The sequence below is a fragment of the Ruminococcus flavefaciens MA2007 genome, assembly GCF_000621845.1.
Classification (GTDB): Bacteria; Bacillota; Clostridia; order Oscillospirales; family Ruminococcaceae; genus Ruminococcus; species Ruminococcus flavefaciens_E.
The window spans coordinates 46,286-58,934 of the sequence record NZ_JHXF01000001.1 but is presented as its reverse complement, the minus strand read 5'-3'; the positions used below and the strand labels follow the sequence as shown (position 1 = coordinate 58,934).

General features: G+C 43.7%; 12 protein-coding genes and 5 tRNA genes. 2 read left to right on the top strand and 15 right to left on the bottom strand.

Annotation, left to right across the window (positions count from 1 at the left end; genetic code table 11):
• The first annotated feature begins 5 nt into the window (after positions 1 to 5).
• Entirely contained in the window at positions 6 to 809 is an 804-nt protein-coding gene (locus T497_RS0100375; protein WP_028513905.1) for an ABC transporter permease, read from the top strand.
• Between the two features lie 274 nt (positions 810 to 1,083).
• Here T497_RS0100375 and T497_RS0100370 read toward each other — a convergent pair whose 3' ends face one another.
• The 14 genes from T497_RS0100370 to T497_RS0100305 form a co-directional block, all read right to left on the bottom strand.
• Complete coding sequence (locus tag T497_RS0100370; RefSeq protein WP_028513904.1) at positions 1,084 to 1,893, bottom strand: MBL fold metallo-hydrolase; 810 nt, start codon at positions 1,891 to 1,893, stop codon at positions 1,084 to 1,086.
• The gene (locus T497_RS0100365; RefSeq protein ID WP_028513903.1) at positions 1,893 to 2,621 is read right to left on the bottom strand and encodes a DUF134 domain-containing protein; all 729 of its coding nucleotides are present in this window, start codon (positions 2,619 to 2,621) and stop codon (positions 1,893 to 1,895) included. Before T497_RS0100365 ends, T497_RS0100370 begins: the two co-directional genes overlap by 1 nt.
• 204 nt (positions 2,622 to 2,825) lie before the next feature.
• Complete coding sequence (locus T497_RS0100360) at positions 2,826 to 3,017, bottom strand: hypothetical protein (RefSeq protein ID WP_028513902.1); 192 nt, start codon at positions 3,015 to 3,017, stop codon at positions 2,826 to 2,828.
• Positions 3,018 to 3,507: 490 nt separating this feature from the next.
• Positions 3,508 to 3,891 (bottom strand): aspartate 1-decarboxylase, encoded by a 384-nt coding sequence (gene panD / locus T497_RS0100355; RefSeq protein WP_028513901.1) that lies wholly within the window; start codon positions 3,889 to 3,891, stop codon positions 3,508 to 3,510.
• A 10-nt stretch (positions 3,892 to 3,901) separates the two neighbouring features.
• On the bottom strand, positions 3,902 to 4,750 hold the full coding sequence (gene panC / locus T497_RS0100350) for a pantoate--beta-alanine ligase (protein ID WP_028513900.1): 849 nt from the start codon (positions 4,748 to 4,750) through the stop codon (positions 3,902 to 3,904).
• 1 nt (position 4,751) lies between these two features.
• A complete protein-coding gene (panB, locus tag T497_RS0100345) occupies positions 4,752 to 5,591 on the bottom strand; it encodes a 3-methyl-2-oxobutanoate hydroxymethyltransferase (RefSeq protein WP_024859354.1) in 840 nt (279 codons plus the stop codon).
• 115 nt (positions 5,592 to 5,706) lie between these two features.
• A complete protein-coding gene (locus T497_RS0100340) occupies positions 5,707 to 6,555 on the bottom strand; it encodes a Rossmann-like and DUF2520 domain-containing protein (RefSeq protein ID WP_278244723.1) in 849 nt (282 codons plus the stop codon).
• Between the two features lie 386 nt (positions 6,556 to 6,941).
• Positions 6,942 to 7,475, bottom strand: a complete 534-nt coding sequence (locus T497_RS15325) for an NADAR family protein (protein ID WP_051530389.1) — start codon at positions 7,473 to 7,475, stop codon at positions 6,942 to 6,944.
• A gap of 707 nt (positions 7,476 to 8,182) precedes the next feature.
• Entirely contained in the window at positions 8,183 to 8,596 is a 414-nt protein-coding gene (locus T497_RS0100330) for a hypothetical protein (RefSeq protein ID WP_028513898.1), read from the bottom strand.
• Between the two features lie 159 nt (positions 8,597 to 8,755).
• Positions 8,756 to 8,850: transfer RNA gene (locus T497_RS0100325), tRNA-Ser, on the bottom strand.
• Positions 8,851 to 8,852: 2 nt separating this feature from the next.
• Positions 8,853 to 8,929, bottom strand: a tRNA-Glu gene (locus T497_RS0100320).
• Positions 8,930 to 8,965: 36 nt separating this feature from the next.
• Positions 8,966 to 9,051: transfer RNA gene (locus T497_RS0100315), tRNA-Tyr, on the bottom strand.
• 3 nt (positions 9,052 to 9,054) lie between these two features.
• Positions 9,055 to 9,128: transfer RNA gene (locus T497_RS0100310), tRNA-His, on the bottom strand.
• Positions 9,129 to 9,189: 61 nt separating this feature from the next.
• Positions 9,190 to 9,266, bottom strand: a tRNA-Glu gene (locus T497_RS0100305).
• Positions 9,267 to 9,554: 288 nt separating this feature from the next.
• Between T497_RS0100305 and T497_RS0100300 the strand changes: the two genes are divergently transcribed.
• The gene (locus tag T497_RS0100300) at positions 9,555 to 9,890 is read left to right on the top strand and encodes a hypothetical protein (protein ID WP_028513897.1); all 336 of its coding nucleotides are present in this window, start codon (positions 9,555 to 9,557) and stop codon (positions 9,888 to 9,890) included.
• Positions 9,891 to 10,058: 168 nt separating this feature from the next.
• Here T497_RS0100300 and T497_RS0100295 read toward each other — a convergent pair whose 3' ends face one another.
• Positions 10,059 to 12,461: a dockerin type I repeat-containing protein gene (locus T497_RS0100295; RefSeq protein WP_028513896.1), complete on the bottom strand. Its 2,403-nt coding sequence runs from the start codon at positions 12,459 to 12,461 to the stop codon at positions 10,059 to 10,061.
• Positions 12,462 to 12,649 lie beyond the last annotated feature (188 nt).

Genomic DNA, 12,649 nt, shown 5'->3' with positions numbered 1-12,649 from the left:
GACTTATGAAAAGAAAAGGCTTACGATTTTACGCTAAGATATATTGCAGGATACTTGCTCAGGACCTGAAAAGCAAAATGAGCTACCGCGCAGACTTTATAATCTCGACTATCGGAATGATATTCACAAATGTGGCAGGCTTTATAAGCTTCTGGATACTGTTCAGGAATTTCCCGTCAATAAAGGGCTGGGGCTATTATGAAATGCTGTTCCTGTACGGATTTTCGCTGATATCACTGACTCCTGTGCAGTGCTTCTTCGACAACAACTGGAGCCTGCGTCAGAATGTCTACACAGGCGACTTCATCAAATACTGTTTCCGTCCTATCAATATGTTCTTCTACTATCAGTCCGAGGTATTCGACATAAAAGGTCTGGGACAGCTTGCATTCGGACTGGTAACTCTTATCTATTCATGGATAAAGCTGGGACTGGGCTTTACGCCTCTTATGCTGCTGAAAATGATAGTTTTCCTCATAACGGCTTCACTTATCATGATAGCCCTGCAAAACGCTGCGGCAGCTACCTGCTTCTGGATACACAACTCATTCTATATCCTTGATTTAGCGTACCGATTCAGGGATTACGCCAAGTACCCTATAACAATATTCAGCTCGGTATTCAGATTCATCTTCACATTCCTTATGCCGATAGCATTTATCGCATACTACCCGAGCCTTGTGATACTGCGCCCCGACGAGGTGCCGTTACTTTCATGGCTGTCCCCTGTTATTGGCATAGCGTTCTTCTGGCTGAGCTATAAGATATGGATGCACGGCGCTAAAAACTACAGCGGAACAGGTTCATAAACAGCGAGGGCGTGACAAAAGGGCTTCGCTGATATAGAAATTCAAGCCATAGTATTTCTGATGTAAGGTCGGAAGTGCTATGGCTTTTCTATTGACGGAAAGGTAAAGGACTGCCCGTTCTGCGGCAAAGCCTATCCGCTGGAGGAAAATGAATGGATAGTGACGGATATCAGTATATGAGCTGTCATCAGAATAAAAAATAATGCCCCTGAGCGTTTTGTAACACTCAGGGGCAAAACTTTTATACGGGCGTCTTTCCGAACAGTTCCCGTTTTTATATCACTTGTCCGCCGCTGTGCAGGGCGATGAGCTTTTCGCCCATTATCCCTTTCATCAGCTCAAAGGCAGGCTCGCCTGTGCAGTGTCCGCTGTAAAAAACGGTGTTCAGCTTTGCAAGCTCCCGAGCCGTCTGAACTATGACAGCCTTTTCGTCCTCGGTGTGCTCGCCCTCCCGCTTCATCATGTGGAATCCGCTGAGAACATAGTCGGGCTCGCTGCCGAAAAGCTCCCTGTATCGGTCAAGGATATTGAGTATTCCGTTGTGGGCGCAGCCAGACAGCAGCCAGCGTTTTTCGTTCTGTGTGATAACAAGGCACTGCTCATGGGCGAAATCGTCCTCGGCTTTTTCGCCGTTACGTATACAGGACAGCTTTCTGTTGCCCTGCGGATAGCACCTTCTGCCTGTAACTCCGCTGAACAGGAACAGCTCGTCGTCAAGCCGCACATCGCCGTCAATGAGCTGAACATTCGGCAGTTTGAGAATATCCGTATCAATGCCGATGTAGCGTTCACCGTTGTAGTGGGGTTCTGCGGCGGACTTTTGCATGATTATCCCTGCGTTGGGATTCAGCTTTGCAAAGGGCAGGATACCTCCCGAGTGGTCGTAATGACCGTGGCTGAGTATGACCGTATCAACAGTTGTCAGGTCTACGCCGAGGGCTTCCGCATTCTTCACAACTGCGTCAGTCTGTCCCGTATCGAGGAGCAGTCTGTGCTTTTCGGTCTCGATGTAGATAGAAAGACCGTGCTCGGCGATACAGCTTTCGTTTGCGGAAGTATTCTCCACAAGGGTGATCATCTTCATCAGTGATTACCGCAGGAGTGACTGCCGCAGCCGTGGTCTCCGCAGGAATGACCTTCGCCGTGTTCGTGGTGGTGGTCGCAGGTGGGATTTGAATTCTGTGCAAGCGTCTGTGCAAGGAAAGCCTTTACAGCTTCATCGGCACTTCCCACATTTCCGCCGTAGAGAGCGATACCTGCCTCCTGCATAGCCATCTGTGCGCCTCCGCCGATGCCTCCGCAGATAAGCACGTCAGCCTGTGCATTCTTGAGGAAACCTGCAAGAGCGCCGTGACCTGCGCCGTTCGTGCCTACGACCTGCTCGTTTATTATCTTTCCGTCGGCAATGTCATAGAGCTTGAACTGCTCTGTTCTGCCGAAATGCTGGAATATCTGTCCGTTTTCATAGGTGACTGCGATTCTCATAATTTTGCTTCCTTTCTGAGTTATCTCCGCTGAGATAGTGTTGTCAAGGGTGTAATTACCGCCCGAAATGACGATGCGTCTGCCCTCCACCAGTGCAGCAGCCAGTTTCTTTCTTGCGCTGTCGTAAATCGCCGTGACGGTAGTTCTTGCGACGTTCATCTCGGCGGCGCACTGCTCCTGAGTTTTTCCCTGATAGTCTATCAGACGTATGGTCTCAAACTCGTCAAGGGACATTGTTACCGTATCGTTTGCAGTATCATGCTCTGGCGCAAAGCTCCAGTAATCGGGGTAACAGCATATACGGCGCGACTTCTGAGGTCTGGGCATAGGTACATCTCCTTTCTGACTTATGTCAATTATATCACTGTTTTTGACTTATGTCAAGTACCAAATATTTCCTCAAAACAGGAACGGGAACAGCTGCATAAGCCGTTCCCGTTATATAATGTCGGATTAGATTTTAGCGAGATCATATCTTTAAAGAAACAGCACCGCAAGCAATATGCCTGCGGTGCCGTTTCACAATGAGCATTATTCAAATTCGTTGAAATGATCTTCCAATGACTTGTAAATGTCATCTGAACCCTCAGCTAAAATACTGTCGAGAGCCTTCTTGTATATGTCGGTATTGTAGTGCGGCTCTATATCGTAGTCATTTGTGTAGCCGAGATCAACGATAGTATCTTTAAGTGTGAGTGTACTGTCATATGCTTGATGAAGCAAGGGCAAAAGTCTCCGAAGCAGTCAGCTCAGCACTTGATTTTTCAGGCAACAGAAAAGAGCCGAGAGGTGCATGACCTCCGGCTCTGAAAACGACGTTTTTTGAAATAAAAAACAAACAAAGAACAAATGGCATTTTCGCATAAAAAGCAAAACTCGGAAACGGCGATATTACGCTGTTTCCGAGCATATGGTTTGGTGACCCGTACGGGAATTGAAATGAGGTCTTGACTTTTTGCAGATTTTGGCGATGTCTGATAAATGCCTGTATTTCGCAGAATAATGCTAATTGACTTCTGCTGAAATCTGGTCGTTTTGAGTCGTTTTTAGTGATAATAAGTACCAAATAAAGACCAAACCGCATGGCTGTTTACCATTTTAGAATAAACAAATTTTTTAGTTGGAACTGTTTTATAACAGTTCCATTTTCGTTATTGTATCAGGCAGCCATAAAGCCAATAACTTATCGCTGAAGATGTACAGCGATAAGTTGTTATTTAAGTTCTCCGTGCTTTTCGTAGTCGGCTACCCTTACTATTTTATTCTTATCGCCTACAAAGACTACTTTTGGACGGTGAGTTTTTATTTCATCGGGAGCCATATTCGCATATGCCATTATGATAACATGGTCGCCTTTTTGTCCTGAACGAGCAGCTGCACCATTGAGACAGATAACTCCGCTTCCGCGTTCGCCTGCGATAACGTAGGTCTCAATACGACTTCCGCTGTTTACGTTTGATATATGTACGCGCTCGTATTCATAAAGCCCTGCGGCTTCCATGAGCTCTTCGTCGATAGTGACGCTGCCAACATAGTTGAGCTCCGCCTGAGTGATAACGGCGCGGTGTATTTTGCTTTTGAGCATTGATATTTCCATAGCAGCCTCCTTATACGTCTTCGGTGAAGAAGTTGTCGATAAGGCGTGTTTTGCCGATATATACAGCCATAGCGCATAGCGCAGGACGGTCGAGAGCCTTTATCTGCTGCATTGTTGCACAGTCGACTATCTTAACGTAGTCGATATGTGCGAGAGGCTCGGCTTCTATGAGCTTTTTCATAGCTCCGATTATTGCAGAGCAGTCTTTTTCGCCCTTTCTGACCATATCCATGCCAAGAAATACTGCCTTAGAGAGTACAAGTGCAGCTTTTCTTTCAGCTTCGTTAAGGTAGGTGTTGCGTGAGCTCTTTGCAAGTCCGTCTGCTTCACGGACGATAGGACAGCCGACTATTTCGATATCCATATTCAGGTCGTCGACCATATGGCGGATAACTGCAAGTTGCTGTGCGTCTTTCTTGCCGAAATATGCACGGTCGGGCTTTACGATATTGAAAAGCTTGGATATTACTGTGCATACGCCGCGGAAATGAACGGGACGACTAAGACCGCAGAGCTCCTGTGTGAGCACGGTCATATCAACGAAAGAAGAGAAGCCCTCATGGTACATCTCGGAGGGCTCGGGATTGAAAATGATATCACCGCCATGTTCTTCAACGAGCTTTGCGTCGCGGTCGATATCACGGGGATAGCTTTCAAGATCCTCTGTTGGGCCGAACTGCATCGGATTTACAAAATCGGACACCACAGTTCTGTCATTATCTCTGTGAGAAGCGTCGATAAGGCTTGCGTGTCCCTCATGGAGATAGCCCATTGTAGGGACAAGTCCCACGGTGAGTCCCTGTGCTCTCCATTCCTTTACCTGTGTGCGGACTTCATCTATGGTTTTAACTACTCTCATTTCACTTTTCCTCCCTCATAAGCTGTTCGATAACATCATCTTCAATAGCGTAGGTATGCTCCTCGGCAGGGAATGCTCCCTCTTTGGTCTCACTGATATAATCAGCGATACCCTGACGCATCACCGAGCCCACATCAGCGAACCGCTTTACGAATTTAGCGGTATGACCTGTAGTAAGTCCAAGCATATCCTGATATACCAGTACCTGTCCGTCGCAGCCTTTTCCTGCGCCGATACCGATAGTCGGGATAAAGAGCTTCCTTGTGATGATATCCGCAAGCTTTGCGGGGATACCCTCTAAAACTACTGCACAAGCGCCTGCCTCTTGTATCTTCAGCGCGTCGTCAATGAGCTTTCTTGCCTTGTCAAGGCTCTTGCCCTGTACCTTGAAGCCGCCGAAGGCATTTACAGACTGTGGAGTAAGTCCCAGATGTGCAACAACAGGAATGGACGCATTCACGATAGCTCTTATCTGCTCGCAGACCTCGGCTCCGCCTTCAAGCTTTACAGCATTGGCGCCGCCCTCTTTGATAAGTCTGCCTGCATTGATAACAGCCTCCTGTACACTGACCTGATAGGACATGAACGGCATATCGGCTACGATGAAAGCGTTTTCCGCACCTCTTGAAACTGCGGCGGTATGATGTATCATATCCTCCATAGTCACGGGGAGCGTGTTTTCGTAGCCCAACATTACCATGCCCAGTGAATCGCCGATAAGTATGGCATTTACGCCGCACTCGTCGATGATCTTCGCTGTTGTGTAGTCGTAAGCAGTAAGCATCGTGATCTTGTCACCTGATTGCTTCTGCTTCAGAAGGGTTGAAACAGTGTTCTTCATATTCAATTTTCTCCTTAAAAGATGTTACCTTTCCATTGCCTGGATAAGATACAAGAAGAAGTATAACATATAAATGTGAATAAAATGTGAACAGGAGTTTTCTCTTTGGTGACAATTACCTAAGGAGCTTCTCCATTTCTGTATAATCTGCCTGTGGGTGACGTTCCTTAGCCATTTCTGTCAGTTTTTTTGAGACCGCTCTGTAGATATCGGAGTCATTCCCGCCGTTTATGCAGGCGATATGCTTTTTAACCGTAGATACGTCGTTGCGCTCCACAGGACCTGTAAGGGCGGCAGTCGGTCCCACTGTGAAGATACGTTTCATATTGCTCATTGCAAGAGGTTCAAGAGCTGAAAGAGCTTCTTCTTCAGTAAATCCGCACTGTTCAAGGAGCTCTGCGCTTTCCGCCATAAGTCCGCAGACGAGGTTGCTTGCAACAGAACAAGCCGCATGATATCGGCTCTTGATATCGCTTGGGATAATGCGCGTAGGATTGCCCATATCCGAGAGTATAGCGCTCCATTCCGCAGCACAGCCGCCCTCTATGCAGAAAAAAGCATTGTGGAGCTCCCTGTAGGACTCCGTTTTGCTGCTTATTGGGAAAAGAGGGTGTATTGATGTGCCTTTTGCACTGTATTCTGCTACATTCGTGAATGCTTCCTCCGCTGACATCGCTCCGCTGCAATGGCATATCTGCCTGCCGCAAAGAAGCTCCTTTGGCAGGGCACTGTAAGTCTCTTTTATGGCGCTGTCGGGAACTGTGAGAAAAACTGCGTCACTTGCGGAAACAAGCTCCTCCGCGGACACAAACAGCTCCGAGCCTGTAAATACGGCAGCCTCAAGGGCAGAACTCTCCGAGCGGCTGTAATATCCCGATATCTCCAAACCGTTTTCTGCAAAATATTTTCCCAGAGAAAAGCCGACTTTCCCAGCACCTATAAATCCGATTTTCATTACATTCACCTCAGGTTTTTTAATATTTTACCATAGAATGATAGCATTAATAGCGCGGATTGTCAAGTTTAGAGCTTCGTCCATGAATCGCTATGGATCGTTGAGTTTATTTCTTCCAAAGACGAGGAATAATATATGCAGTATCTTAAAACCTACCTGAACAAAATTATAGCGAGGGGAAACGAGAAACTCGCAGAGTCTATCTCAAAAACGGCAGAGGATATTGGAAAGAGCTATATCAGCACATTTTCATTTACAAGTCATGAGATCGGACTTCTTTTCGGAAATGTTCAATCAGGCAAAACAGGACAGATGTTTGGTATCTTATGCAAAGCCGCTGATTTAGGCTTTCCTGCATTTCTGATACTTACAACCAATAATGTTGTTTTGCAGGCTCAGACATTAGAGCGTGTAAAGTCTGATCTGGAAGGCTTTTGTATCTGCGGAGAAGATGATAGTTCCATCAAAATAATTCCAAGGAGATTACTGCCACGCCAGTTTTCAATATCTTTCCATTTTTTATCATGTAAATTGATGCCTATTCCCCATATGGTATCGCTTGCAGAGCATTCGGCGAGTAGAGCGTTATCTGTGTTTAGCAATTGTGTTAATAATTCTGAGTTTTGTTGGAATTTGGCTCTAATACCACGTTTTACAACATTTTTTCTGATTTTTTCCCATGTAGTAGCAACTGTTGAATAATTATCATAATATTCTTTGCTAGCATATTCTTTCATAGTTGCCGGATCGGAGGTATTCATTATTTTTTCTGCGAGATCATATCTTCTTCCCAAAGCAACTTTTTGAAACATCATATACTGTTCAATACAACAATATTCTTTATGAGCAAATGTGAATGGAGCAATATACCAGTTGCTTAGGAAGCCATATGGTTCACTTGGTAAATGAAAGCCAATGGTATTATTCATAGTTATTCACCCTCTAGAAGGATATTTTAATGCTATGATATTATACTTATTAAAAAAGTAAAGGCTGAACGAGTAAAAAGTTCAGCCTTTATATCATTATATAGTTGGCATATTGAATAAGAAACGCAACAAAACTTCGTAAAAAATAAACAATGGATTTTGAAGCCGTTTTTATGCCGAAACGGCTTCAAAATCGTCTGAAATGATGATTTCAAGGGCTCACTTCCCGTAACATCGGAGTTTTTCAGAAAATATATCTATGAAAATTGAAAAAATTTTTTGACCCTGAGAATGCAAAAAATCCCCGAAAAATCGGGGATTTTTTGTGAAATATCTATTTTGTAAAATAGAAATGGTGACCCGTACGGGAATTGAAAGTCCCCAGCCGTTTTTTTAAGCTTGTCGTAGTATTGAGAAAACACCGAAATTACGGCATTTCAGAGCAATTCGAAAAAACTGAAATCTTCCATTTTTTCTTGCTTTTTTGCACCAATAAAGAACAAGATTTTGTTTCAGCGTGCCTTTCCTGCGATGCAAAAATCATAGTTCGCCATGTTTGATAAAGAACAAAATTGACGTTTAAAAAAAGTAAAAACCGACTTTGACTATTGTGCTTATTTCAGGTATAATATAAGCACGAAAGTTGGTGATGGTTATAATACCCACAGACTGACCGCCGATGAAGGCAGAGTGCAAACTGCGATCTCTCAGCCTAAATACCGTTTTTTTATTGAATTCAGGAACAGATTAATCGTTTCTTCATCAAATTTGTTAATGGCTCTGCAATTATTCTTTATCATATTATTATTCAACCATATCCTGCCGGCAATTTCCAGGAGTTCAATAAACTGCGTGTAGCTAAGACAACAGCTATTTATATCACCCCCACAATCCTCCCAAACTTCAATGCAGTCCTTTAACTCATTCTCTTCATCATCTTCATCAGGAAGATCGTAACCCACAGAATCACAGAGCATACATCCTTTTCCGTCTGCCATCAGACGTAAGATATAAAGAAAATCTCTTCTGATCATATTATCGAAAAATGTAATTATTGTATATTCCTCATCTTTTTGAGGTTGAAAGAAATCTTCAAATTTCAAAATACTGTAGACTGCCATATCGTATCACTCCTAAGCAAAGCAGAATATAAGATAATTATACCACACTGGAACGGAAAGGTCAATCAGCTGAAAAGAGCTGTTTTCAGTTATCACAAAATATGCGATAACTCGTTTAAGAGTGAACTGTTGCGTTTTTTGCAACAGTTCAATTATATGTGGTGGTCGCACTGAGATTTGAACTCAGACACCGAAATGCTCCGATTACTCACAGTTTAGCAAACTGCTGCCTTACCAGTTAGGCTTATGCGACCACTGGTGACGGATGTGGTGTTCGAACCCGACATTTAGAGGTTGAGAGCCGCTTGTCCTGACCTGTTAGACAAATCCGCCATATGTCTTCGCTCAAAACCGGGCAGAGATTATTATTGGTGGGCAAGGTAGGAGTCGAACCTACGGTGTATCAAAGTCACGGATTTACAGTCCGCTGCAATCGCCGCTATGCATACTTGCCCATATGGGGTAATCGAAGAGAATCGAACTCTCATTTTCAGAGCCACAATCTGACGTCCTTCCATTAGACGACGACCACCATAAATATATTATTATCCGTAAGCGAAAGCAAAGTAACGCTTACATACAAAGTGAGCTTGTGGTGACGGATAGGGGGATCGAACCCACTATTTAGAGATTGAAAGCCTCTTGTCCTGATCTGTTAGACGAATCCGCCATATATCGTCACTTAAATACGGGTGACGATTATTATATTATCTATAGGCACATCAAACATATCCGCAAGTATAATCAAGTTGTCAATGGTAGGAACAGCGTCTCCACGCATCCACTTGAATAACCGTGATACTAATATAGAAACTTATACTATTTATCGGGGGAAACCTTTCTGAAGAAAGGCTTTCCCCCGCCCTTTTTCAAAAGGGGGTTCTCTCAATAATCAGTGCATAACTCCTATATGAGTATCGAGGCTAATGAGGCTGCCTGTTGCAGTAAAAGGAGAATTATGAAAAAGCTTATACCTATTTTTCTTGCAGCATCTCTGCTGCTGACAGGCTGTAAAGACGGAAACGGCAATACAGATAAGAATAACAAGCCTTCCGATGCGGCTGTCACAACCTCTGCTGCTATTTCAACAGAAGTGACAACAGCAAAAAATATCACCAGCACTGAAAAAACCACTTCTGAAATAGTCACAACGAGCAAAACTGATGAAAAGCAGTCCGAGAAAGCAACCTCAGTGACTTCGCAGGCAACAGAAAAAACAAGTGAAAAAGAAGAGAGCAAAGAGGAAGCCACCGTCCCTGCAACAGAAGCCCCCGAACCGACCAGGAGACTGTAACGCCTGAAAACAACGATGTAAAGGTCAATCCCGACGGCTCAATAGACCTTCCTATCCTTCCTGTTGATTAAGAACACTGTATTCTGTGAAACAGTTTTTATTTAACACAGATCAATTCAAAATAAAAGCTCCGACTATATTGCAATATAGCCGGAGCTTTTTCTGTTATTAACTCAATGAGCCTACCTTGTTCAAGAGATAAAGCTGTATGCGCTGTGCGTCGCCGACTGTAAGTCCGTCGCCGTCTGTATCTCCGTTTTTCTTGCCATATTCGGTAATGTGAAGCTCTGCTGTACCGTTTTCACCGTACTTATCAGGATTTGCAAGTGACTGCATGATAAGTACAACGTCTGACATATCAACCTGACCGTCGCAGTTAGCATCGCCCTTCATATAGTAGAAAGGTGTGAGCGTAATATTTACTTCCTTTTTCTGTAAAGCTGTACCATCAAAGCGCACGATAACCGGAGTTACACCGGTGTATTTCTCTTCAAAATCAGTAAGTATAACTGCATATGTTGCATTCGGTTCAAGATTTACCTCAATAGTACCTGCTTCGGCAGTGGTATCACCCTCTATACACTTTACTCCTATCTTTTCTATATCGGATATATGGAGTTCCTCTGCTTTTGCTGCATACTCCTCAGGAATACGCATTACCTTGAATTTTGTATACGGGGACTTGCCTGTTTCTGCGTCAAGCACAGATATCTTCGCAGAACAGCCCTCTGTTTCACTAACATGGTAAAGCTTCAAGGTAACTTCCTTTTTATCGCCGTCCTTGTCAAATGTTATAAATCTGGGCGCAGGATTGATAATAGACATATTTTCTGAATTGGCGATAACAGCATACTTTACATACGGTTCAAGCCCATTAACGGTAACTGTTCCGCTCTCGGGCACTACTCCATATCCTTCCGCAGGTATCAAACCGCCGTTGGTAGCCTCAATGCCAAGCTCATCAGCCTTTTCCTCATTCTCCTCTGTAAGACGAACTACTCTATACTCTGCACCATTAAAAGGCTTTCCTGTTACACCGTCAATCACTTTAAGATCAAGTGTACAGTTAGTTTTTGACTTGTTCCAGCTTTCAACGAACAGACAAGGCTGACCTACAGTAACGCCGTCCTTTATCTCAAGTGATAAAGCTTCATCTTCTTTAGGGATAACGAAATCCTTTCCGAATATCTTGCGTACCGCTCTTGCCTTATATCCCTGTTCATCAACTTGCATATAATCATTTTTGCCGAAAAATACCTGGTAACTATATTTTCCGTCAGGTAAGTGGATATCTCTTGCTGTAGCATCAAAGCTTCCGTACTCATCGGTATATACTTGCAGAGTATACTCGCACTGATCCATTACCCTGTAGCCCTCATAGGTTCCGTCTGCGGGATCCACAACAAGATCTGTCCAGTCATAAACGGTTATGTCTATATTTGGCTTCTTATCCTCTTCGATCGGAACTGCCCTTATCACAATATCTTTTGTATCGCCAAGCTTTGAAAAATTGAAAGAAGTACTCTTATCAATATGATATCCCTCAGGCATATCCACTATTTCAACTGAATACCACCGGAGAGCAGCTAAGTCCTTAATATGTTTTACGGGCTCATCTGTTGTATCCCACTCGTCGATTTTTTTGCCCTTCGCGGTGAAGATATCGGTTATGAACTTTACCTTTACGCCCTCTACAGGCTTGTTTGTATACATATCAACTATAGATACATTTACCTTACAGCCGTCCTTGGTATATTCAACCACCTCAGGCTTCATACGTATATAATATGTGATTTCCTTCGTAAGCTTTCCGCCTACTACCTCGATATCCATAAAACCGTCCTTATCGGGAAATTCCAGATAATCTTTTATGAACTCCATATCCATAGCGGTCTTTGCGATATCTAAATCCTCGGTTATCACCTCATAATCGCTGTCACTTGGAACTACTTTTATCTTGTACTTGCCGTCAGGAAGATACATATCATATACGCCCCAGCCCAGTGACTTAGATGTAAAGCGTTTACCGTCCTCATCATATACATATGCATACAGGAAATCATTATACTCCTTTGTCCCCGCCATATATCTGCCATCTTCCGAAGGAACGGCGTTTGTCCAGTTATCTGCGAAAAAGCGTACGCCCCTTTTGGCATTTTTCGGAACGCCTCTGATGACTATTTCCTTGTTCTCTCCCTCATTATCAAACCTGAAATCCATTTCAGAAGGGAGATCGTATTCTTCCGGAGTATCACTGAAATGGATAGCGTACAGGTAGTTTTCATCAAGGCCTTCAAAGGTCTTAACAGGTTCGTCAGATGTATTCCACGGCCCGGATCCCAACCCTGTACCATGGGGATTTTGCTCAAACCAGAGCTCAACTCCCTCAATGTTTTTGCCTGTGTCGATATCCACAACGGATATGGTCACAGTGCATTCTCCTGAGCCCCAAAACATGTCAACAGACGTTCCCTCTTCTGCCGTTGCACAAAATGTTGGTGTAAGAATTGCTGAATTTGCTGCGGCAAGCATTATAGCTGTAACTGCCGCAAAAAACTTGTTTGGTTTCATAAGAACCCTCCTCTCTTTATCATAGCACTTATAATATAGCACATTTTTCAAACATAGTCAACGCGAAAATATATAATTTGTCACAAAAATATCTTTGTAACAGGGTAAATACTTACGAAACGCTGACTTGACTAATACATAGCTGTATGCTAAAATTAAGGAGCTATATCATTCAGCTGCTTTGTGAA

Excerpts from the sequence above, each read along its gene's own strand:
- T497_RS0100375 (WP_028513905.1), top strand. The coding sequence starts at position 6 with ATGAAAAGAAAAGGCTTACGATTTTACGCTAAGATATATTGCAGGATA.
- T497_RS0100300 (WP_028513897.1), top strand. The coding sequence starts at position 9,555 with ATGAAAAAGCTTATACCTATTTTTCTTGCAGCATCTCTGCTGCTGACA.
- panD (WP_028513901.1), bottom strand. The coding sequence starts at position 3,891 with ATGGAAATATCAATGCTCAAAAGCAAAATACACCGCGCCGTTATCACT.
- panB (WP_024859354.1), bottom strand. The coding sequence starts at position 5,591 with ATGAAGAACACTGTTTCAACCCTTCTGAAGCAGAAGCAATCAGGTGAC.
- T497_RS0100365 (WP_028513903.1), bottom strand. The coding sequence starts at position 2,621 with ATGCCCAGACCTCAGAAGTCGCGCCGTATATGCTGTTACCCCGATTAC.
- panC (WP_028513900.1), bottom strand. The coding sequence starts at position 4,750 with ATGAGAGTAGTTAAAACCATAGATGAAGTCCGCACACAGGTAAAGGAA.
- T497_RS0100295 (WP_028513896.1), bottom strand. The coding sequence starts at position 12,461 with ATGAAACCAAACAAGTTTTTTGCGGCAGTTACAGCTATAATGCTTGCC.
- T497_RS15325 (WP_051530389.1), bottom strand. The coding sequence starts at position 7,475 with ATGAATAATACCATTGGCTTTCATTTACCAAGTGAACCATATGGCTTC.
- T497_RS0100330 (WP_028513898.1), bottom strand. The coding sequence starts at position 8,596 with ATGGCAGTCTACAGTATTTTGAAATTTGAAGATTTCTTTCAACCTCAA.
- T497_RS0100370 (WP_028513904.1), bottom strand. The coding sequence starts at position 1,893 with ATGAAGATGATCACCCTTGTGGAGAATACTTCCGCAAACGAAAGCTGT.